General features: G+C 70.9%; 10 protein-coding genes. All 10 read left to right on the top strand.

The window, feature by feature from the left end:
- Positions 1-72 precede the first annotated feature (72 nt).
- The 10 genes from GH2_RS04455 to GH2_RS04410 all read left to right on the top strand — a co-directional run bounded on the left by GH2_RS04455 (position 73) and on the right by GH2_RS04410 (position 22,832).
- Positions 73-1,434: a salicylate synthase gene (locus tag GH2_RS04455; RefSeq protein WP_066163626.1), complete on the top strand. Its 1,362-nt coding sequence runs from the start codon at positions 73-75 to the stop codon at positions 1,432-1,434.
- Positions 1,431-4,925: a non-ribosomal peptide synthetase gene (locus GH2_RS04450; RefSeq protein ID WP_066163624.1), complete on the top strand. Its 3,495-nt coding sequence runs from the start codon at positions 1,431-1,433 to the stop codon at positions 4,923-4,925. Before GH2_RS04455 ends, GH2_RS04450 begins: the two co-directional genes overlap by 4 nt.
- Positions 4,922-6,250, top strand: coding sequence for a SidA/IucD/PvdA family monooxygenase (locus GH2_RS04445; RefSeq protein WP_066163622.1), 1,329 nt, complete (start codon positions 4,922-4,924; stop codon positions 6,248-6,250). Before GH2_RS04450 ends, GH2_RS04445 begins: the two co-directional genes overlap by 4 nt.
- Positions 6,247-6,855 (top strand): GNAT family N-acetyltransferase, encoded by a 609-nt coding sequence (locus tag GH2_RS04440; protein WP_066163620.1) that lies wholly within the window; start codon positions 6,247-6,249, stop codon positions 6,853-6,855. The genes GH2_RS04445 and GH2_RS04440 overlap by 4 nt, the downstream gene beginning before the upstream one ends.
- 53 nt (positions 6,856-6,908) lie before the next feature.
- Positions 6,909-7,706, top strand: a complete 798-nt coding sequence (locus GH2_RS04435; protein ID WP_066163618.1) for a thioesterase II family protein — start codon at positions 6,909-6,911, stop codon at positions 7,704-7,706.
- Positions 7,703-9,016, top strand: a complete 1,314-nt coding sequence (locus tag GH2_RS04430) for a beta-ketoacyl [acyl carrier protein] synthase domain-containing protein (protein ID WP_066163614.1) — start codon at positions 7,703-7,705, stop codon at positions 9,014-9,016. The genes GH2_RS04435 and GH2_RS04430 overlap by 4 nt, the downstream gene beginning before the upstream one ends.
- Positions 9,009-12,068 (top strand): SDR family NAD(P)-dependent oxidoreductase, encoded by a 3,060-nt coding sequence (locus GH2_RS04425; RefSeq protein WP_066163613.1) that lies wholly within the window; start codon positions 9,009-9,011, stop codon positions 12,066-12,068. Before GH2_RS04430 ends, GH2_RS04425 begins: the two co-directional genes overlap by 8 nt.
- Before the next feature lie 213 nt (positions 12,069-12,281).
- Entirely contained in the window at positions 12,282-13,037 is a 756-nt protein-coding gene (locus tag GH2_RS04420) for an MTB12 C-terminal domain-containing protein (protein WP_066163610.1), read from the top strand.
- Between the two features lie 82 nt (positions 13,038-13,119).
- Entirely contained in the window at positions 13,120-18,351 is a 5,232-nt protein-coding gene (locus tag GH2_RS04415) for a non-ribosomal peptide synthetase (RefSeq protein WP_066163608.1), read from the top strand.
- Positions 18,348-22,832, top strand: coding sequence for a non-ribosomal peptide synthetase (locus tag GH2_RS04410; RefSeq protein ID WP_244885301.1), 4,485 nt, complete (start codon positions 18,348-18,350; stop codon positions 22,830-22,832). The genes GH2_RS04415 and GH2_RS04410 overlap by 4 nt, the downstream gene beginning before the upstream one ends.
- The last annotated feature ends 262 nt before the right edge of the window (positions 22,833-23,094 follow it).

Below are 23,094 nucleotides of genomic sequence, written 5' to 3'. Positions count from 1 at the left end.
CCTAACCTATTGATCTAGTGGTGATGTAGATTAGCCTCACCTAACTATCAGGCTGAGCGATGGGAAAGAAAAATGGTTGTGGCACCTGCTTCTCCGGTTACGGCCGGGTCGGTCGGCTCGGAGACGCCGTCGAACGACGAGTTTCCAGCCCGCGCGGCGGCCGTCTGCGGCGCCTGGGCGGCATCCGGAGAGTTCGGCGAGTACGTGGTGTACGAGCGCGACGGACGCTGGATGTTCGCCGCTCGCCCGCAGGCGCGCATCATCCTCACGAAGAACCACGTGATCGTCGACGCCGCACCGGGCGAGAACGCCGAGCAACGCGAGATCCCATGGGAGGGCGAGCCTGCGGCAGCACTCACCGAAGCGCTCGACGGTCTCGGGCTCCCGCACTGGCGACTCTACGGATGGGTCGGATTCGATTACTGCGCACCGCATTACGGTCTGATGGACCACGTCCTCGACGACGTCGTCCTGGCCCACTTCATCGTTCCCGGCCTGGAAGCGTTCGTCGACCCCGACGGCATCTCCGCTCCCGGCGCCGACGAGGAGACCCTCGCACGGCTGCGCGCGATCGCCGACACCGATGTGCGCAGCGGCGTCGAGGAGAGCATCGACGTCTCCGCCGACCTCGACGACTACCGGGGCCGCGTCGCGACCGCGGTCCGCGAGATCAACGACGGCCGCTACCAGAAGGTGATCCTCTCGCGCCGTGTCGAGATCGGCTTCGACGTCGACATCCCCGCCACCTACGTCCGCGGACGTCGGGGCAACAGCCCGGCGCGGTCGTACCTGCTGCAGCTCGGAGGTCTCCAGGCCGCAGGCTTCAGTCCCGAACTGGTGGTGGCCGCCGACGGACTCGGCACGGTCATCACCGAACCTCTGGCCGGCACCCGGGCCTTCGGCCGCGGCGCGGAGGTCGACGCCGCGGCGAAGGAAGAGCTCCTCGCCGACGAGAAGGAGATCGCCGAGCACGCGATGTCCGTGCGGGCCTGCTTCACCGAGATCGAGTCGGTGGCGCTGCCCGGCACCACCCGCGTCGACGAGTTCATGGAGGTGCGGGAGCGCGGCAGCGTCCAGCACCTGGCGTCCACGGTGTCCGGACGGCTGGATCCCGAGGCGGGCCCGTGGCGCGCACTCGGCGTTCTGTTCCCGTCGATCACCGCCTCCGGCATCCCGAAGGCGCCCGCGCTCGCAGCGATCTACCGACTGGAGCCGGACCGCCGGGAGCTGTACTCCGGGGCCGTGCTGGTCGCCGACTCGAGCGGCGAACTGGAAGCGACCCTCACCCTGCGCTCAATCTTCGCCGAGGGCGATCAGGCCTGGCTTCGCGCCGGCGCCGGGATCGTCGGTCAGTCGCGCCCGGACCGCGAGTTCGAGGAGACCTGCGAGAAGCTCGGCAGCGTGGCCCCCTTCGTCGTGCGGGCGGCTCAGTGAGCGGGCCGGCCGCCGACACCGCGGTCCAGAACCAGATCCGCGACGACGTCGCCGCCCTCCTCTCCGTCGATCCGAGCTCCATCGCCGATGGCGACGACCTCATCGGCCTCGGCCTCGACTCGATCCGCATGATGCGACTGGCCGGCGGCTGGCGCAAGCGCGGCTACGACGTCAACTTCGCCGATCTGGCCGCTGCGCCGACCGTCGACGCCTGGGCGCCGCTGCTGGCGCCGCGCACCGAGACCGAGACCGCCGCGACGGTGGAGTTCGACGCCGCTGACTGGGAGTCCGACGCCTTCCCGCTCGCACCCATGCAGCACGCCTACTGGGTGGGGCGGACCGGCGCCGCCGATCTGGGCGGCGTGGCCGCGCACCTCTACGTGGAGTTCGACGGCGACGGGCTCGACGCCGACCGCCTCGCGACGGCCGCCGAAGCGCTCGCCGCACGGCACGGCCAACTGCGGGCGCAGTTCGGGGCGGACGGTCGCCAGCGCGTGCTCCCACGACTGCCGCGCGCGGCCCTCGTCGTCGACGACCTGCGTGACGCCGCCGACGTCGACGCGCTTCTGGCGCAGCGACGGGAGCGGAGGAGCCACCAGGTTCTCGACATCGCTGAGGGCCAGGTCTTCGACCTCACGCTCACCCTCCTGCCCGGCGGCAGGCACCGGCTGCACTTCGACATCGACATGCTCGCTGCCGACGCGATGAGCTACCGCACGCTGCTCCGCGACCTCGTCGCCCTGTACGACGGCGCCGACCTCCCGCCGCTGACTGTCGACTACCGGCATTATCTGCGTCACCGCGCGCAGCATCCGGATCCGGCACGGGACGGCGATCGCGCGTGGTGGACCGACCGGCTGGCCGATCTGCCCGGCGGACCGCTGTTGCCGTCCCGCCCGGCCGGTCAACCGCGCAGCGATGCGCCGCAGGTCACCCGCATGAACCACTGGCTGAACCCGGCGGCGCGCGAGGCGTTCCTGGCCGCGGCGCGCGAGCACGCAGTCACTCCGGCAGCGGTGGTCGCGGCCGTGTACGCCGCGAGCATCGGCGCGTGGTCGTCGAGTCCGCGGTTCCTGCTGAACGTTCCGCTCTTTCAGCGCCTGCCGATCCATCCCGAGATCGACGCCGTCTCCGGCGACTTCAGCTCGTCGATCCTGGTCGACGTCGACCTCCGGGTGCTCACTGAGCCGGGCCGCGGTTCAGTCCTCGACCTCGCGCGCGACATCGCGGGCCGCATGCACGAGGCGGCGTCGCACAGCGCATACGGCGCCCTCGACGTCTTGCGCGACCTCGGTCGCAGCCGCGGGGAGACGGTCCTCGCGCCCGTCGTCTTCACCAGCGCCCTCGGCCTCGGCGAACTGTTCGCCGAGGAGGTCTACGACCGTCTCGGGCAGCCCGCGCACATCATCTCGCAGGGCCCACAGGTGTTGCTCGACGCCCAGGTCACCGAGGTGGCCGGTGGACTCCTCACCAACTGGGACGTGCGGATCGACCAGTTCCCCGACGGGGTGGTCGAGGCGATGTTCGCGCATTTCCGCGACACCCTCACCAGCCTCGCGGTGCCCGGGTCCGCCGGGTGGTTCGCCGAGGCGCTGCCGCAACTGCCCGCCGACCAGCGCGCCGTGCGCAGCACCGTCAACGACACCGAGCATCCGACCTCCGGGCGCGTGCTGCACGAGGGCTTCTTCGCCGTCGCCGCCGACGACCCCGATCGCACGGCGCTCGTCTGGCGTCACGGCTCGCTGACCTACGGCGAGCTCGCCGCGCAGGCGCTCGCCGTCGCCGCAGGCATCCGCTTCGCGGGCGTCGCACCCGGCGACGCGATCGGGATCCAGATCGGCAAGGGCTATCGCCAGGTGATCGCCACGCTCGGCGTGTACGCCGCGGGCGCCGTGTGGGTGCCGGTGTCCGCCGACCAACCGGCCGCGCGCCGCGCCGCGATCCTGCAGACCGGCGACTGCAAGGCCCTGCTCACCGACGGCGTCGCCGAGCCCGACGCCCTCAGTGTTCCGGTCCTGGAACTCGCGGACGCGCTCACGTCCAAGCCGCTCTCCGGGCCGCACCTGCCAGACCCCGAGGACGTCGCCTACGTGCTGTTCACCTCCGGCTCCACGGGCACGCCGAAGGGCGTGGAAGTGCCGCACCGCGCCGCGATGAACACGATCGACGACGTGAACGCGCGCTTCGGCATCGGCCGCGACGACCGCTCGCTCACCGTCGCCGCCCTCGAATTCGACATCTCGGTGTACGACCTGTTCGGCCTCTACAGCGCGGGCGGCGCCGTGATCGCCGTCGGCGCCGACGACGCCAAGGACCCCGCCGCCTGGCGCGAGCTCCTGGTCGACCACCGCGCCAGCGTGCTGACCTGCGTACCGAGCGCACTCGACATGCTGCTGACGCTCGCCGAGAGCGGCGAGGGCGGTCTCGGCGACTCGCTCCGCGCGGTCCTCCTCGGCGGCGACTGGGTGGGCGCCGACCTGCCCGGGCGCCTGCGGGCACTGGCCCCCGGCGCGCGGTTCGCCGGTCTCGGCGGCGCCACCGAGATCGCGATCCACGGCACGGTCTGCGAAGTCCAGACGCCGCCTGCGCACTGGACCAGCGTTCCGTTCGGCACACCGCTGAACAACGTCGTCTGCCGTGTGGTCAGCGAACTCGGCGTGGACTGCCCCGACTGGGTGACCGGCGAACTGTGGGTCGGCGGCGACGGCGTCGCCCACGGCTACCGCAACGAGCCGCAGCGCACTGCCGAACGCTTCGTCACCTATCAGGGGCGCCGCTGGTACCGCACCGGCGACCTGGCCCGGTACTGGGCCGACGGCACCATCGAATTCCTCGGCCGCGCCGACAATCAGGTCAAGATCCGCGGATTCCGCGTGGAACTCGGCGAGATCGAGGGCGCCCTGCGCACCCTGACCGCGGTCCGGCACGCCGTCGCTGTCCTCGTCACCGGGAACGGCCCGGCGACCCTCGCCGCCGTCGTCGCGCGGGAGGCCGGGCAGGCGCCGACCGGAGACGGACTGCGCGCAGAACTCGAGACTCTGCTGCCCGCCTACATGATTCCGGCGGTCGTCGAGGTCCGCGACGAACTGCCGCTCACCGGCAACGGCAAACTCGACCGCGCTGCGATCACGGCCGGGCTCCTCGCCGCCGCCACGCACGACGGTCCGGTCCGCGACCCCGAGACCGACCTGCACCGCGCGCTGCTCGACATCATCGCCGAGGTCCTCGGCGGCGATCGGCGGATGGGCATCGACGACGACTTCTTCGCCTCCGGCGGCGACTCGGTCCTGGCCACCACGGTGATCGCCCGCATCCGCGATCTGCTCGACGCCCCGCAGGCCGGCGTCGCGGACATCTTCGCGGCCCGCACCGTCGCCGATCTCGCCACCCGGCTCGACGCCGCCGACGAACGACCCGGGCGCCTGGAACAGGTGGCCGCCGTCTACCTGGAGATCGCGGCGATGGACGACGAGGAGTTGATCGCACAATGACGCACAGTCCTGCGAGCACGGATCCGGCCGAGGGCGGCGCGGGCACGCTCGTCGTGATCGGTGCCGGACCGAAAGCCCTTGCCGTTGCCGCGAAGGCTCGGGTGATGGCCGACCTCGGTCTGCCCGCACCGCGCGTGGTGGTCGTCGACCAGCACGCGGTCGGCGGCAACTGGCTGCCGCTCGGCGGCTGGACCGACGGCCGCCACCGGCTCGGCACCAGCCCGGAGAAGGACCTGGGCTTCCCGTACCGCGGCGCGCCGCACCGCAGGCACGCCGCCCAGATCAATGCGGGCATGCTCGAGTACAGCTGGATGTCGTTCCTCGTCGCGCACCAGACCTACACCGAGTGGATCGACCGCGGTCGCCCCAACCCGCACCACAACGTGTGGGCGCGCTACCTGGAGTGGGTGGCCGCCAAGTCCGGCGTCGAGGTCCGGATCGGCACCGTGGAGCAGATCCGGCTCGCCGACGCGGGCGGCTGGACCGTGGGCTACCGCACCCCCGACGGCGTCGTCGAGGGCGTCCACGGTGATGGTCTCCTCGTCACCGGTCCCGGTTCCAGCGATGAGCCGCTGCTCGACGATCCCCGCGTGCTGTCGGTATCGAAGTTCTGGAACGCGGTGTCGCGCAGGGAGATCCCCGCGTCGTCGCGGGCCGCGGTGATCGGCGGCGGCGAGACCGCGGCGTCGGCCCTCGACGAACTGGTTCGGCATGAGGCCATGTCGATCTCGGTGATCTCGCCCGCGCCCACCATCTACACGCGTGGTGAGAGCTACTTCGAGAACTCGGTGTTCTCCGACCCCACCGGGTGGCCGTCGCTCCCGGCGCCCGAACGTCGTGACGTCATCCGCCGCACCGACCGCGGCGTCTTCTCCGTCAGCGTGCAGTCGAACCTCCTGGCCGACAATCGAATCAACCATGTCCGCGGTCGCGTCACCCGTGCTCGACGCGACGGCGAATCGGTCACGCTGACCCTCGACAATCCCGGATGCACGTCCACCGAACAGTCCTTCGACCTCGTCGTCGACGCCACCGGCGGCCGCCCGCTGTGGTTCCTGGACCTCTTCGACGCCGAAACCCTCGACGAACTGGAACTCGCGATCGGAGCGCGCCCGGACCTGCGGACGCTCGAAGAGACGATCGGACACGATCTCACCGTCACCGGGCTGGCGTCGCCGCTGTACCTGCCGAACCTCGCCGGGTTCGCCCAAGGACCGGGCTTTCCGAACCTGAGCTGTCTCGGCGAGCTCTCGAATCGGGTGCTGCGCAGTGCTGTTGACCGCAGCGCCATTCGCAGTGACGCACAGACCGTGAGGAGCCGATGAGCACCACCGAGTCCTACCGGATCGATCGCGAGATCACCGACGTCGACGCCGCGGTGGTCGCCGCCGCAGCGCCGCCGGTGCCGACGCTGGACGGTGAGTTCGCCCTGCGGCTCGTCGATCCGCTCGGCGATGACCCGGCGCTTCTGCAGGAGTGGTTCGCGCGCGAGCACCTGGTCCGCACATGGGAGCAGGCTTGGGACGCGACCCGGTGGCGCACCGACGCCGCCTATCGGCTGGCGGGCCACTTCTCGAGGCCGGTCATCTTCTCGCGCGACGGCGTCGACGTCGGCTACCTGGAGATCTATCGCGTCGCGCGCGACGAGATCGCCCGGCTCTACGACGTCGATCCGCACGATCTCGGCCTCCACGTCGCGACCGCCGACCCCGACCTCCTCGGACGAGGGCTGGTCTCGGGTCTGATCCGCGACCTCGCCGACGCCCTGTTCGACGCGGATCCCGCCTGCCGCCGCATCGCGGTGGAACCGGCGTCGACCAACACGCCGATGCGGCGAGCACTCGTCAAACGCGGCTGGACCGATCACGGCGAGTTCCAAGTCCGCCCGAATCGTCGCATCGCCCTCCACCTGCTGGACAGGCCGTCCTAGCGGCTCCGCAACCGAAAACCTCCCCACCCCACTCACGAACTGGATCCCTCCCCATGACCACAACCACCACCTCTCCCCGGGTGAGCCCGTCGAGACCCCCGGCCCTGCGCGCATTCCACAAGCCGTCGAACGCCGATGCACCCGTCCTGATCGTCTTCCCGCACGCGGGCGGCGGCGCGTCGTCGTACCGGGAGTTGTCCGGGCTGCTCTCGGCGCACTTCGACGTCCGGATCATGCAGTATCCGGGCAGGCAGGATCGGATGCGCGAACCCGCGGCGACGGCGCTCACCGACCTCGCAGCCGAGGCCTTCGACGCCGTCCTCGCCGATGAGCAGCTGGCGGGCCGGCCGATCGTCGTCTTCGGGCACAGCATGGGGTCGATCGTCGCGTTCGAGCTCACGCGACGCCTGCAGGACGCTGACCGGGCGCCGGTGCGACTGGTGGTCTCGGCGGCGACGGCGCCGAGCCGCGTCGCGTCGTTGCCGAAGCATCCGGATTCGGACGAGGAGTTGATGGCGCACCTGACCGGGCTGCAGGGCACCGGTGGTGCCGTGATGAGCAGCGAGTCGGTGATGCGGATGGCGTTGCCCGCGCTGCGCGCCGACTACCGCGCCTTCGACGCGTATGAGTCCGCCGCGGACGTGCGCGTCGGCGTCCCGATTCAGGTGATCGGCGGCGCCGACGACCCGGTCATCAAGCCGTTCCAACTGCACTCCTGGTCCGACCACGCGGACGACGTCGAGGTCACGGTCGTCGACGGCGGTCACTTCTACCTCAACGAGAACCCCGCCGAACTGGTCGCGATTCTGGCCGCGCACGCGGCCGCCACGAGCAGCGGGGAGGCGAAATGACCGACCGCATCGCCGATTCCGCCATCGTCATCGCGGGGATGGCCGTCGAAGCCCCGGGCGGCATCGACACCCCCGAGGACTTCTATGCGGCGCTGGCAGCGGGCGCCGATCTGATCGGTCCGATGCCGCGCGACCGCGACTGGCCCATCGACCAGGTGCTCGCACTGGACCGAGTTCCCGGCTGGGGCGCGGTACCCGACGCAGGCGGGTTCCTGGACGGAGCAGGGGAATTCGATCCGCAGTTCTTCGGTCTCAGTCCCCGCGAAGCGACCGCCATGGATCCGCAGCAGCGGGTGGCGATGCGCGTCGCGTGGCGGGCCGTCGAGAACGCGGGCATCGATCCGAGTTCCCTGGCGGGTCAGGAGGTCGGCGTCTACTTCGGGGCCTCGGTGATGGAGTACGGACCGCGCGCCGCGAGCGTGAACGAGTACTCCGGGCATCGCATCGCCGGCGCGGCGCTCGGCGCCGTCTCGGGTCGGATCTCGCACGCTTTGGGGCTGCTGGGGCCGTCGGTGGTCGTCGACACCGCCTGCGCGTCGTCGTTGACGGCGGTGCACCAGGCCGCGGCCGCGATTCGGGCGGGCGACTGCGCCTGGGCGATCGCCGGCGGCGTCTGCGTGATGGGTTCTCCCGGAGCGTTCTTCGAGTTCTCGCGCAGTAACGCGCTCGCCGAGGACGGGCGGTGCCGGTCGTACTCGTCGGGGGCGACCGGCACCGTCTGGGGCGAGGGCGCCGGTGCGGTGATCATCGAGACAGCGGCGGCCGCCCGCGCCGCGCACCATCGGATCTACGGGGTCATCGCGGGATCGCGCGTCAACCACAACGGAGCGGGCGGCCCGATCGTCGTGCCGAATCCGCAGGCCCAGCGGCGGGTCATCGACGCCGCCGTGGCCGCGGCCGGGATCGACGCCGCCGTCGTCGACCTGATCGAAGGGCACGGCACCGCGACGCTGGGCGATCCGATGGAACTCGACGCGCTCGCGTCGGTCTACGGTGTCGCCCGCGGATCGGAGCATCCCGCAGCGGTCGGCTCGGTGAAGTCCAACGCCGGTCACGCCCAGGCCGCGTCCGGTGTCCTCGGCCTCATCAAGGTGCTGCAGTGCGGTCGTCACGCGACCATCGTCCCCAGCCTGTATGCCGATGAGCCGACCGACGAGATCGATTGGGACACCGCAGGTCTCCGCCTCGCCGCTGCCGCCGAACCCTGGCCGGCCCGCGATGGACACCGGTTCGCCGCGATCTCCAGCTTCGGCGTCTCGGGAACCAACGCTCACCTCATCGTCGACATGCCGGAGGCCGCTCGTGTCTGAACTCCACTACCAACTCCCTGACGGACGGATTCCGGTCGTCGTCTCGGCCGACGCCGAGGAGAACCTCGGGCGGTACGCGGCTGCCGTCGCCCGCTATGTGCGCGCGCAGCCGGACCTCGACGTGCACCGGATCGCCGCATTCCTGCTCGACTCCCGCCCGGTCCGGAGGCATCGCGCGCTGATCGCCGCCACAGACCGCGACCATCTCCTCACCGCACTCGACGCGGTCGCGGACGGCGAGCCGCACGCCGCGGTGGTGCGCGGAACGGCGTCGTCGCACCGGTTCGCCTACGTCTATCCGGGGCAGGGGAGCCAGCGGCCCGGGATGGGTGCCGTCGACTACGCGCAGTCGGCGGCGTACCGCGCCGCAGTCGACGACTGCCACACCGAGTCCCTCGCGCTGTTCGGGACCTCACCGCTCGACTACGTCCTCGGTCGCGGCGACGCGGTGGAGACCGACGACGTGACGGTGGTGCAGCCTGCGCTGTTCATGCACATGCTCGGGCTCACCGCGATGTGGGACGCCGCGGGCGTGCGGCCCGTGATGACCGTCGGTCACTCGCAAGGCGAGATCGCCGCCGCTGTTCGCAGCGGGATCGCGACCCTCCGCGAGGGACTGGTGGTGGTCACCGAACGCGCGCGCACCGTCGATCGGATCGCGCCGCGCGGCTACACGATGGCTGTGATCGGCGTCGACCTCGATGAAGCGGAACGGCTCCTGTCCCGGAACTCCGGCTGGATGGAACTGTCGGTGGTGAACTCCGCGCACATCCTGTGCGTCTCGGGCGAACGGGAGGCGGTCCTCGGGCTCATCGCCGCGCTGGAAGCGGAAGGGAAGTTCGCGAAGGAGATCCGCGTCGCCTACCCCGCTCACACGAGCATCGTCAGCAAGTTCGCCGAGGCGCTCATCACGGCGTTCGACGCCCACGGCATGCGCGAGGACTTCTCCGAACCGCAGATCCCGTGCATCGGAGCCACCCTCGGCGAAGCCGTCGACCAGACCATGCCGGTGCGCGACTACTGGTTCTGGAACCTGCGCAACCGCGTCCGCTTCGACCGCGCGGTGGAGCAGGCGGCGCACGCGGGCGCCGACACGTTCATCGAGATCGCCGAACACCCGACGCTGGTCCTGGCGTTGTCGGAGACGCTCGCCGAGACCGCCGGGACGACGATCCTCGGCACCCGTCGTCGCGAATGCCCCGACCACGAACTGTTCACCCGCAACGTGCTCACCGTGGCCGCGGCCGACGCCGACTTCGACTGGTCGTGCTGGGCCGTGCCCGGCCGCACCAGGGAGCTTCCCCTGGAGGGCTTCCCGAACTCGGCGATGCGAAAGACCCGACTGTGGGCGCGGTCCGACGCCGGCGGCGACGACCGCGTCAACCATGCGGGCTGGGCGCAGCCGCGTACCGACCACGACGTCCGCACCCTCCAGACCGCCTGGCATCAGCCCGCTCGTCGGAGTCTGCTCCCGCCGCAACGGATCGCGATCCTCACACCCGCGGGTGCGGACCTCGGTCTGGCCGCGGCGATCTGCGACAGCGCACCGCAGCACGGGGCCGTCGCCTGGCAGGTGCCCGACGGCGCCGCCGACATCGGTCCGATGGACGCCGCGCTGCTGCTCTTACCCGAGGGACGCGGCGCGGTGGACGCGGATGTCGCGGCGATCCTCGCCGAGTCCCGCTGGCGGGGCGGCTTGACGGAACTGCCCGCGATGCTCTGGATCGTCACCACGGCTGCAGAGACGGTCTCCGACGCCGACGTCGCCGATCCTGCGCATGCCGCGATCGCAGCCGGGCTCCGATGCCTGACCGGCGAACAGACCGGCGTGCGGGTGGCACAGTTGGATCTCCCGGCGGGAGGCGTGTCGGCCGACGACGTCCTGTCCGCGGTTCATGTCGCGGGAGAGTCGGCCCTCGCCGTCCGCGACGGCGCCGTCTACGTCAAACGGCTGGTGCCCGTGGACGCGTCGGAACCCGACGTCGACGATCTGACGCATGTCGTGATCACCGGGGGCACCGGGCAGGTCGGTCTCGTGATGGCAGAACGGTTCGCACGCGACGGAGCCCGACGGATCACGCTGCTCAGCCGGTCCGGCGGCGGCGACCGGGCGCACCGGGCCGCGACCCGGATGGCGAACCGCTTCGGCGTCGACGTCGACATCCGCCGCTGCGACCTCACCGATCCGGAGTCCGTCGCCGCGGTGGCCGCGGATCTGCCGCCGGTCACCGTCGTGGTGCACGCCGCACTCGACTACGTCGATCGGCCGCTGGCTCAGATCTCCGACGACGACGTACGAAAGGCGCTCGACGCGAAGGTGTTCGGCCTGCGCCGGTTCCTCGACACCGTCGGCTCGGTGGGGCGGGTGCTGATCTGTTCGTCTCTGGCCGCGACACTCGGCGGTCGTGACCAGGCGCTGTACGCCGCGTCGAATCGACTGCTGGAGGTGGAAGCCGCATGTCTGCGTGCCGAAGGCAGGAACGTGGCCGCGATCGGTTGGGGACTGTGGGCGGTGCAGGGGCCGCTGGACGCGGCGGGCGTGGCACGGGTGACCGCGACCGGGGTGGTTCCGATGGCGCCGACCGCGGCGCTCGACGCGGGGCTGGCGGTCCGCGGACTCGATGCGCAGGTCCTCGCCGCCTCGTGGCCGGATCTGCGAGCGCTCCTTGCACTGACCGGAGTCGACGCGTTGATCGCCGAGGTGCCGGACGCCCCGGAGGTCGACGTCGACGTCCTCGTCGACGCACCGGTCGAGCAACCGGAAGCGGTGACCGAGCCGGAGCCGGAGCCCGTTGTCGTCCGAGCGATGGAATCGGGTGTCCTCGCCGCGGATCTCACCGCCGAACTCGTGGCGACGATGGGGCTGGGCGTCGGTGACATCGATCCGAGCGCGCCGTTGGTCGCGCTCGGCATGGACTCGCTGCAGGCGCTCGATTTCCGCAAGCGCGTCCAGTCGACCCTTGCCTGCGACCTTCCCGTCGAGGCGATCCTCGGCGGCGCGAGCCTGAACGAGGTCGTCGACCTGATGGGTGAGGTTCCGGCTGCCAGTTAAGTGCAGGACACCCGTGTCCTGCGCCAGACATCATTGCTGACATCTGCCCGCACATCGTCGTCCGCTGGAACATTGCCGGTGAACGTCGCTGTGCGGGCAGATTGTGGGCGCATAGCAAAAGTAGGCCGTGGTGTCCGGCTGGTCGCTCAACCGTGATCAGGCTAACCACACTAAGGCTAGACTCACCTTTCTTAGGTTTGGTTCAATAGCGGAATGTATGACGACGAGCAAGTGGCGCAGCCGGAGGGTGAGCCCGCAGCGGCCGGTGGATCGGGTTCCTCGGTCAGCTGGCCCACGGTGATGATGGCAGCAGGGATCTCCGCGGTGGTGTCCGCGATCGTTCTCGCGATCGGCCTGGTCGGGCTGATGCTGAGCGACGTCGGCACCCGTGCCACGGCGCAAGAGCCGCCGGCGACCGTCGTCAACCTCGGTGCGCAGCAGCAGACGCAGCAGCCGCAAGCGGTGGCGCCGACCTCTGCCGCCGACCAGCCGTCGGAGTCGGCAGCGCCTGCCGCTCCGGTCGACGGCGGCACGCCCGCCGCGCAAGCGCCGGTGGCCGACGCGCCTGCCGCGAACACTCCGGCCGCCACCTCCGCGCCGACGACGGCGTCGAACGCGCCGACGAAGCCGACTGCCGCGCAGTTGCAGAACGACCTCGACTTCATCGCCTCGGGGGCGTCGAACTCGCAGAAGGCGCAGCGACTCGAGGGTGGCATGCGCGCGGTCAACCAGGCGCAGGGCGTCTTGACGCTCGCCAGCAAGTTCAAGCCGATGGGCTTCAGGTACACGATCATCGATCCGGTCACCGTCAACGGAACCACGGCGTCCGCGCGCATCAAGTTCACCTCGCCCGGCTACCAGCCCGCGTACATGACGCTGACGTGGGTTTGGCAGGACGGCCGCTGGAAGATGACCAACAAATCGGTGTGTCAGCTGGGGTCGTACGCGAATATTCCGTGCAGTCTATGACCTGAGACAGTAGCGAAATGAAACGACCCGGGGCTTGCGCCCCGGGTCGTTTGATTAGGTTAGGCTAGGCTAAAGTATCGATATGACGATTGACCGCGCCACCCGCCGCCGTGAACTTCTGCGCCAGCGACTCGAAGACGCAGGGCTGACCCGCACCGAGGAGGCGCCGACGGTGCCCGCGCGCGCCCACGGGGAACGGACCGCGCTGCCGATCGCCGCACAGCGACTCTGGTTCGCGGGGCACCGCAACCCGCTCGACACCTCGCTCAACGTCTCCGTCGGATTCCGCTTGCGCGGCGAGATCGACACCGAACGGCTCCACGCCGCGCTCACCGCCGTGGTCGCGCGGCACGAGACGCTCCGCGCGCACTATCTGTTGGGGGACCACGGCGAGCCGGTCATGGAGCACCGGGTCGACGAGCCGATCGCGTGGAGCGTCGTCGACCTGCGCGAACTCTCCGGCAGCGCGGCGCAGCGACGCATCAGCGTCCTCGCCGCACGCGAGGCTCGGACACCGTTCCGCCTCGATGCCGAAGCTCCGCTGCGCGTGAGCGTCCTCGAACTCGCCGACGATCACCGCGTGGTCCTGCTGACCGTGCATCACGTGGCGTGGGACGACGAGTCGTGGCGGGTGCTGTTCGCCGACTTGGTGATCGCCTACCGCGGCGACGACCTCCCGCCGCTGCCTCGCCACTACGCCGACATCCCCGACCCGACCGCCGACCACCTCGACGCCGACCTCGCCTACTGGACGCAGGCGCTGAGCCCGGTGCCCGAACTGCTGGATCTGCCCGCCGCCACCGGCGCCGCGGGGAGCGGCCGCGCGCACCGCCCGCTCGACCGTCGCCTCTCCGACGCCGCAACCGAACTCGCCCGCGCGCAGGGCACCACGGTCTTCGCCGTCCTCGTCGCCGCGACCCAGGCCTTCCTGCACCGGGTGTACCGCGCCGACGACGTCGTCCTGGCCGTCCCGACCACCGTCCGCCCGGCGGGCGCCGAGAACCTGATCGGCTATTTCGGCAACTCCGTCCTGCTCCGCGGTGCCGTGGACTCCCGAGCATCGCTGACCTCGCTGATCGACGCCTCCCGCGAGACGCTCGCCGCCGGCCTCGCCGCCAATCGCGCGCCCATCGATCGGGTGGTCGCCGCCACCGCGCAGGACCGTGCCGCCGGGCTGGCGGGGCTGGTCTCCGCCAGCCTCACCCTCCGCAGCGATCTCGGCGGGCTGCAGCTCGACGGCGTCACCGGCACGCACCTCGACGACCTCCACACACCGACCGCACAACTGCCGTTGGAGTTCGCCGTCGTCTCCGGCAGCGCGCCGATCCTGGAACTGCAGTATGCGACCGACCGCTTCGACGCCGCCGATGCCGAGGCGTTGCTGTCGTCGTACGCGACCTTCCTCACCGATGCGCTGGCGCACCCGGACCGGCCGATCCGCGATGCCCGACTGCTCGACGACGCAGCGCGCGCCGCCGCCGTCGCCGCCGCATCCGGACCCGCCGTCGCCGATCGCCCCGAAACGCTCGTCGACATGTTCGCCGCCGCCGTCGCCGACCGGCCGACGCATCCCGCGCTCGTCACCGATGAGCGGAGCCTGACGTACGCCGACCTCGACGACGCTGCCACCCGGCTCGCGCGACGGATCCGGACGGAGGCGGGCGCCGTCCTCGAACCGGACTCTATCGTCGCCCTCCGGATGTCGGCGAGCGAGGACTTCGTCGTCGCCGCCCTCGCCGTCATGAAAGCCGGAGCCGCGTACCTTCCGGTCGACCCCGAGTACCCCGCCGACCGCGCCGCCTTCCTCCTCGAGGACGCTCGCCCCGCCCTGGTGCTCAATGCCGACGCGGTCGCTCGCCTGCGCGCCGACGCGGCACCCGAGACCGACACTGCCGCACTGACCGGTCCGACGGCGTCGTCGCTGGCGTACATCATCTACACGTCCGGCTCCACCGGCACACCGAAGGGCGTCGCCGTCGACCATCGCGCGATCGCCGAACATCTCCGCGCCTTCGGGGCCACGAGCGTCGTCGGCCCCGACGACCGCCTGGTGCAGACCTCGTCGGTCAGCTTCGACGCCTCGATGTTCGAGATCTTCGCGACCCTCACCGCCGGCGCCACCCTGGTGGTGCCCAAGCGCGGCGCCCTCACCGACATCAAATACCTCGCCGACCTGCTGGTCCGCGAACACGTCACGGTGATGCACATGGTGCCGAGCATGCTCTCGACCCTCCTCCTGATCCCAGAAGTGAAGCAATGGACCACCCTGCGCACCGTGCCCGTCGGCGGCGAAGCGCTGCCGGGCGAGGTCGCGGACGCGTTCACCACGGGGTTCACCGCCGACCTCTCGAACAACTACGGCCCCACCGAGGCCGTCGTGGCGGCCACCCACCACCGGGTCGACGGTCCGCGCGGCGGTGCGGTGGTCCCGATCGGCCGCCCCAATCCCGGGGTCACCGCGCACCTGCTCGACGGCGGACTGCAGCCGGTGCCCGACGGCGTGGTCGGCGAGCTGTATCTCGGCGGTCGACAGTTGGCCCGCGGCTACCTGCGGCGCGCCGCGCTCACGGCGTCGCGGTTCGTCGCGAACCCCTTCGCAGCGGGGGAGCGGCTGTACCGCACCGGCGATCTCGCCCGCCGCGGCTCGGACGGCGAACTCCGCTTCGTCGGCCGTTCCGACGACCAGATCAAGGTGCGCGGCTTCCGCATCGAGCCGGGCGAGATCGAAGCCGTCCTCACCGCGCACCCCGAGGTGCAGCGCGCGTTGGTGATCGTCGTCGACGATCGGCTCCTCGGCTATGTGATCGCCGAGCCGGGCCGGGTGGTCGACGGCGGCGCCGTTCGTGATCACGTGGCCGGACGGCTTCCTGCACATATGGTTCCGGAGGCGATCGTGCCGATCAGCGAGGTCCCGATCACGGTGCACGGCAAGCTCGATCGCGCCGCACTGCCAGTTCCGGAGCCGGAGGTCGTTGCATTCGTCGAACCGTCGACGCCGACTCAACGCCGGGTCGCCGCGGTCTTCGCCCAACTCTTCGCCGGGCGGGAGATCGGCGCCGACGACAACTTCTTCGACCTCGGTGGGCACTCGCTTCTCGCCGCTCGACTGGTGACCGCGCTGACCGCGGAGTTCGGTCTCGACGTCGACGTGCGTGCACCGTTCGAGAAGCCGACCGTCGCCGGACTGGCCACTCTGCTCGCCGCGAAAGCGCAGGCCGAACTCGGCGTCGACCTCGATGCCGACAGCGGTTCGGACGGGGGCTCCGACCGGGCCGACGCCTTCGGCAGCATCGCGCGCGGTGCCGTCGCCGATCCGACGCCGTCTCGACCGCCGTTGGAAGCCGGTGTCGCGGGCCCGCAGCCGCCGCTGTCGTTCTCGCAGTTGGCCATGTGGTTCAACCATCGCTTCAGCGGAGCGACCGCGGAGAACAACATCGTCGTGACGCTGGGGGTCGACGGCCCCGTCGATCCGGACGTGCTGCGCGGGGCCGTCGGCGACGTGGTGGCACGGCATCCGTCGCTGCGGACCTCGTTCCGGGAGGTCGACGGGCTGCCCGTGCAGGTGGTCGCCGACAGCGTCGCGGCAGACCTGACCGTGACCACGGTCGACGACGTGGACGCCGCGGTCGCCGAAGCCGGTGCCGTCGTCTACTCGTTGACCGAACCGTCGTTGCTGCGGGCGCACCTGATCCGCGGCGCACAGACCACCCGGCTCACCCTCGTCATCCACCACATGGTGGTGGACCACGGCAGCGTGGCCCTCATCGTCGACGACCTCGCGGCCGCCTATCGGGCACGCGTGGAGGGCACCGCGCTGCCCGCGCGCGAGGCGGGCGTCGAGTGCTCCGACGTCGCCGTCTGGCAGCACCGGATCTTCGGCCTCGACACCGATCCGGACAGCGCGGCCGCGCGGTTCGGGCGCGCGCAGATCGACTTCTGGCGCGACCGCTTGGCCGGTCTGCCCGACGAGATCCTGGTGGCCGCCGACCGGCCGCGTCCCGAAGGACTCAGTCACCGTGGACACGTGGTCGACGCCGAGGTCTCGGCGGCCCGGTACGCGGAATTGAAAACCGTCTTCGCGGCCAACGGAGTCACCGATTTCATGGCGCTCACCGCTGTCTGGTCGGCAACGCTGAGCAGCCTCGGCGGCGGAGACGACATCGCCGTCGGCACACCCGCCGCCGGGCGCGTGGACGCGGGCACCGACCGGATCGTCGGTCTCCTCGCGAACATGGTGGTCCTGCGCACCGACCTGTCCGGCGCCCCGACGCTCGCCGAGACGCTGCACCGTTCTCGAGACGCCGTCCTCGACGCCTTCGCGCACCAGGACGTCCCGATCGAGCGGCTCGTCGAAGCCCTCAATCCGCGCCGCACCAGAGCACGAAACCCGTTGTTCCAGAGCATGGTCCATTTCCGCGACGCGGCGGGAGAAGCTCCGGTCGCCCTCGCCGACGGCACGAGCGTGCGGGTGCTCCCGATGGACGTCGACACCTCGTTCCTGGACCTGAACCTCATCGCCATCACCCGCGACGACGGCAGCCTGCAGGTACGGCTGGTCGCGAGCGAAGACCTGTACGACGCCGACACCGCACGCGGCATCGTCGACCGCTTCGTCGCGCTGCTCGGTGAACTCGCGCGCCATCCGGAACGACGGCTCGGCGACCTGGTCGTGGTGCCGCTCCCGGACACCCTCGACGCGTCGACGCACGGCGACGATCCCGCGGTGCTCGCCGAACTCATCGCCGCCGGATCTCCTCGCCGGATCCAGGCGCGCCCGACCACCCTCACCGGACTCCCGCACGCCGGGCTGACCCACTGCGCGTCCGTCGCGACGTGGATCGTCGACGGCCCCGGCGCAGGTGAGGCGCTCGCCGAGACGCTCCGGGCGCTCTCGCCCGGCTCGACGGTGATCGACAATTACGCGGCGGCCCCGGCCGCGGCAGAGGTCGCCGAGGTCTTCACCGCCGGTGGCGGAACACAGACCGCGACCGAACGCGCACTCGTCGCGATGCTCGAAGAACTGTTGTCCGTCAGCGGAATCGGCCGCGATGACAACTTCTTCGCCGTCGGCGGCGACAGCGTGATCTCCATCCAGTGGTCGGCGCGGGCCGCCGCATCGGGCATCGCGCTGGATCCGCAGCAGATCTTTGATCATTACTCGATCGCCGAGCTCGCCGACGCCGTCGACGCGGCCCGCGACGAGGCATCCGACGCGTCGCACCGACTCACGGTCGACGCCGCGCCGATGGCGGCCTCCGGTCTGTCCGGTGACATGCTGTCGGCGCTCGGCTCCGCATGGGAGGCACAGCAGTGACCACGCAGACCACCAAGGCCGCGATCGAGGACGTCCTCGCGCTCTCCCCGTTGCAGGCGGGACTGTTCTCGCTGTCGGAGATGGCCGGCGACGGACTCGACGTCTACAGCATGCAGTTCGTCGTCGAGATCAGCGGACCGCTCGACGCCGATGTGCTGCAGCGCAGCGTCGACGCACTCCTGGCACGGCACCCCAACCTGCGGGTAAGCCTGTGGGATCAGGGCGTGCCGCACCCGGTGCAGATCGTGCCGGCGCAGGTCAGTGTTCCGTGGCGCGCAGTGCAGACCACGCCCGAGGCCTTCGACGACCTCGCCCGCGCCGAACGCATGCAGCGCTTCGACCTCCGCCGCGGTCCCGCACTGCGGGTGGTGCTCGCCGCACTGCCCGGCGGCCGCCACCGGATGCTGCTGACCGCGCACCACATCCTCATGGACGGGTGGGCCGTCGCCCTCTTCTTCCGCGAACTCCTCGCCGCATACAGCGCGGGCGGTTCGGTCGCCGGCCTGGCGCCCGCGAAGCCCTACCGCAACTACATCGCGTGGCTGGCGCAGCAGGATCACGACGCGGCCCTCGCCGAGTGGACGCGCTACCTCGACGGCGTCGCACCGCTGCTGATCGGTGCACCGGGAACGCCTGCCGCCGAACCGATTCGGCACCGGCGAACGATCGACGCCGCGGAGACCGACCGCATCCTCGGCTGGGCGCGCAGACACGGACTCACCCCCGCGGCGGTGACCCAGTACGCGTGGTCGGTGGTGCTCGGGCGCCTCGCCGACACCGACGACGTGGTCTTCGGCACCACCATCTCCGGTCGACCGCAGAGTCTGCCCGGCGCGTCGGAGATGGTCGGTCTGTTCATCAACACGGTCCCGGTCCGCGCCGATCTGCGATCGACCGGCACGGTGCTGGAGGCGATCACCGCGATGCAGCGGTCGTCGGCGCAGATGCGCGATCGCGGCTTCCTCGGTCTCGCCGACATCGCCCGTGCCGCCGGAACACCCACGCTCTTCGACACGCTCTTCGTCTACGAGAACGCGCCCATCGGGACGGCGACCGATCCGGTCACCGCGGCCGACGGCACCCGCTTCCTGCCGCTCGCGATGGAATCCCTGGCGCACTATCCGCTCACCGTCGTGGCGTACGAGACCGCGGGCGAGCTGGTGGTGATGACCGAATCGGTTCCGGACGCACTCGGGGCCATCGACCCCGCGCAACTCGTCGACCGCGTCATCAGCGTGCTCGCGCAGCTGCCCGCCGCCGCGGACGCTCCCACCGGACGGCTCGACGTCCTGCTCGATCACGAGAAGGCATGGGCCGCACAGCCGTCCCGCGGATCCGCGCTGCCCGCGGGCACGACGGCGATCGGCCTGTTTCTCGACCAGGTCGCGGCGACGCCCGACGCGGTCGCGCTCGTCGCCGACGACGGCGCCTGGACGTACACGGAACTGCTGCGGTGGTCCGCGAGCCTCGCCGCCGACCTGCGCGACGCCGGCGTCGACCGGGGCTCGGTCGTCGCCCTCGCACCGCGCCGATCCGGGCGCTCGATCGCAGGCATCCTCGCCGCCATGCTCGCAGGTGCCGCGTACGTTCCGATCGACGTCGCCATGCCCGCAGCGCGCATCGAGAATCTGTTGACCCAGTCCGGTGCCGAGGTGGTGCTCACCGATCCCGATTCGGTCGAGATGTTCACCGGGCGCACCGTCATCGCGGACTGGGCTGTGCGCGACGATGTTCCACGTGAAGCATCCGCGATGGCGACAGCCTCCCGGGCGCCGGGAGATGCCGCGTATCTGATCTTCACCTCAGGATCCACCGGCGAGCCGAAGGGCGTCGTGGGGACGCAGGGCGCGCTCGCCTCGTACGCGCGCGACCATCGGGATCGGGTGCTGTCCGTCGGCCGGGAACGCCTGAGTCGTCCGATGCGGGTGGCCCATGCCTGGACCTTCTCCTTCGACGCCTCCTGGCAGCCGCTCGCCGCACTGCTCGACGGCCACGAAGTGCACCTGTTCGCCGACGCCGAGACGCGCGACGCTGCGCGCCTCGTCGCGGCGCTCGGCGCGCGGGAGATCGACATGATCGACACGACGCCGTCGATGTTCGGGCAGCTCTCGGCCGCCGGACTGGTGTCGGGGGAGCCGGGACGCCCGACGTTGACGGTGCTCGCGCTCGGCGGCGAAGCGATCGGACCGGCCCTGTGGAACCAGCTCGGCGGTCTGCCGCGGACCGCGGTCTTCAACTGCTACGGACCCACCGAGACCACGGTCGAGGCACTGGTCGCGCGCGTGTCGGCGTCGCCCGTCCCGACCATCGCCGGAGCCACCGACCGGATGACCGCGCGGGTCCTCGACTCCCGGCTGCGCCCGGTGCCGGACGGGGTCATCGGTGAGCTGTATCTGACCGGTGATCAGGTGACGCGCGGGTACCAGGGGCGGCCCGGTCAGACCGCGGGAGCGTTCGTCGCCGACCCCGACCGTCCCGGGCAGCGGATGTACCGGACCGGAGACCTGGTGCGCCGCAATGCGATCGGCGACATCCTGTTCGTCGGGCGCGGTGACCACCAGGTCAAGATCCGCGGCTACCGCATCGAAGTGGGCGAGGTGGAGGCCGGTTTGCGGTCGGTCCCCGGGGTGCGCGATGCCGCCGTGGTCGTCGTCGACCGTCCGATCGGTGCGGCGCTCGTCGGCGTCGTCGCGGGTCGCGATCTCGATGCCGCGACAGTGCGCGAGGGGCTGTCGTATCGGCTTCCCGCGCATATGATTCCGACGCGGGTGCTGGTGCTGCCGGTGCTCCCGGTCAATGCCAACGGCAAGACCGACGCGGTGGTGCTCGGGGAGTCGGCGAAGGCCGCGTTGGCCGGCGGCGGCGCGTCTGATGAGGAGCTCGACGACGTGCAGGAGCGGGTCGCGGACTCGGTCGCCGGGGTCCTCGGGGCCCGGCCCGGTCTGGACGACGACTTCTTCGATCTCGGGATGGACAGCATTGTCGCGATGGCGCTGGTGACCGCGCTGCGGACGGGCGGCGACGAGATCGCCGCCCGCGATGTGATGACGTTCCCCACCGTGCGCGATCTGGCCGCTGCGGTCCGGCGCGGCGAACGCCTGTCGCGGATCGTTGCGGACCGTGAGTACGGCGTGGTGCCGGAGCTGCCCATCGTCCAGTGGATGTACGAGGGTGGCGACTGGCGACGCTTCACCCAGACCGTCCTGTTCCGGCTGCCCGACGCGGTGACCGACGCGCAGGTGACGGCGGTGCTGCAGGCGGTGCTCGACGGGCACGACATGCTCCGCGCCACCCGTGCCGGGGGTGCGCTGGTGACGAGGGAGCCGGGCGTCGTCGACGCCGCCAGCCGGTTCTGGACCCTCGACGAACCCCGGACCCGCGGCGAACTCGTCACCCTCGCCGCACGGCAGGCGAACGAGGCCGTCGACCCGGATCGGGGGGAGATGCTCGCCGCGGTGCGGATCGTCGAACCCGGCGGTGATCTCCTGCTGCTGGCGATCCACCATCTGGCCGTTGACGCGGTGAGCTGGCAGATCCTATTCGCTGACCTCGTCGAAGCCGGGGCTGCGGTGATGCACGGAAGTGTTCCGAGGCCGGTGCACGAGTACACCGACTATCGCGCGTGGAGCCGAGAGCTGCTGGCCCGCACGGGGTCCGATGAGGTGTCGGCGCAGCGTGACTACTGGCGGTCGCAGGTGCGCGCCGACGACCCGGTGATCGGTGCTCGGACGCCGGAGATCGGTCGCGACACGTGGGCTGATCTGTGTGCGGCGCCGGTGCTGACCGATACCGCGGTGACGGCCCGGATCCTCGACGGTGTCGGCCAGCGGATCGGATTGCGGGAGTTCCTGCTGACGGCGTTGGCGGTGACGTTCGCGTCATGGCGCGCGGAGCGCGGGCAGGATCCCGCCGCGGGGTCGTTGATCGCGTTGGAGGGCCACGGTCGTGAGGATGCGACGGTGGGCGACGACGTCGACACCGGCCGCACTCTCGGCTGGTTCACGACGGTGTTCCCGGTCCGCCTGGCGGCGGGTGAGGTCGTGACGGTCGACGTGGTGGAGGCCGATCGTGATCGCGGGCGGGCGCTGCTGGAATCGGTTGCCGCGGAACTGAAGGCGATTCCGAACCGCGGGCTCGACTACGGTCTGCTCCGGTATGCGGACGCCGATCCCGAGCTGATCGCGGGCGTCGACCCGCAGGTGGAGTTCAACTATCTGGGCAGGTTCGACCTCGGCGTCGCCGATGAGGAGCCCGGCCCCTGGCAGCCGGTCGTCGACCTGGAGTTGAACGAGCACCTGCCGACCGACCCCGAACCCGACCTGCCGCTGCGCTACGCCCTGGACATCGTGGCCGTGGTGCGGGCGACCGACGACGGCCCCCAGCTGGTGACGAACTGGCGCCACAGCGCCGAACTCCTCTCGCCCGCCGACATAGCCACACTCTCGACCCTGTGGTCAAGATCAGTGACCGCCCTCTCGTGAACGCCTTACGTTGGTAGGTGGGCCGCGCCCTGACGTTGGTCGAGCAGGTCGCCCCTTACGTTGCTCGGGTAAGTCGCCCCCTACGTTGGTCGAGTAAGTCGCCCCTTACGTTGGTCGAGTAAGCGGAGCGCATCGAGACCGCCGCGAGCACGGCTTGGAGCGCACGATATCCAGCCGGTCGTTGCGTGGATCTCGATTCGTCACGTGCTCGCTGCGCTCGCAGGTGACACTCGATCAGCGTGGGGCCCGCCCCCTACGTTGG

The sequence above is a fragment of the Gordonia hydrophobica NBRC 16057 genome (assembly GCF_001592365.1).
GTDB classification, from domain to species: Bacteria; Actinomycetota; Actinomycetes; order Mycobacteriales; family Mycobacteriaceae; genus Gordonia; species Gordonia hydrophobica.
The sequence above is the reverse complement of the archived record's forward strand: the minus strand, read 5'-3'. Positions and strand labels throughout refer to the sequence as shown.

Coding starts and splice junctions, on each gene's coding strand:
- GH2_RS04455 (WP_066163626.1), top strand. CDS start 73: ATGGTTGTGGCACCTGCTTCTCCGGTTACGGCCGGGTCGGTCGGCTCG.
- GH2_RS04445 (WP_066163622.1), top strand. CDS start 4,922: ATGACGCACAGTCCTGCGAGCACGGATCCGGCCGAGGGCGGCGCGGGC.
- GH2_RS04440 (WP_066163620.1), top strand. CDS start 6,247: ATGAGCACCACCGAGTCCTACCGGATCGATCGCGAGATCACCGACGTC.
- GH2_RS04435 (WP_066163618.1), top strand. CDS start 6,909: ATGACCACAACCACCACCTCTCCCCGGGTGAGCCCGTCGAGACCCCCG.
- GH2_RS04430 (WP_066163614.1), top strand. CDS start 7,703: ATGACCGACCGCATCGCCGATTCCGCCATCGTCATCGCGGGGATGGCC.
- GH2_RS04420 (WP_066163610.1), top strand. CDS start 12,282: ATGTATGACGACGAGCAAGTGGCGCAGCCGGAGGGTGAGCCCGCAGCG.
- GH2_RS04415 (WP_066163608.1), top strand. CDS start 13,120: ATGACGATTGACCGCGCCACCCGCCGCCGTGAACTTCTGCGCCAGCGA.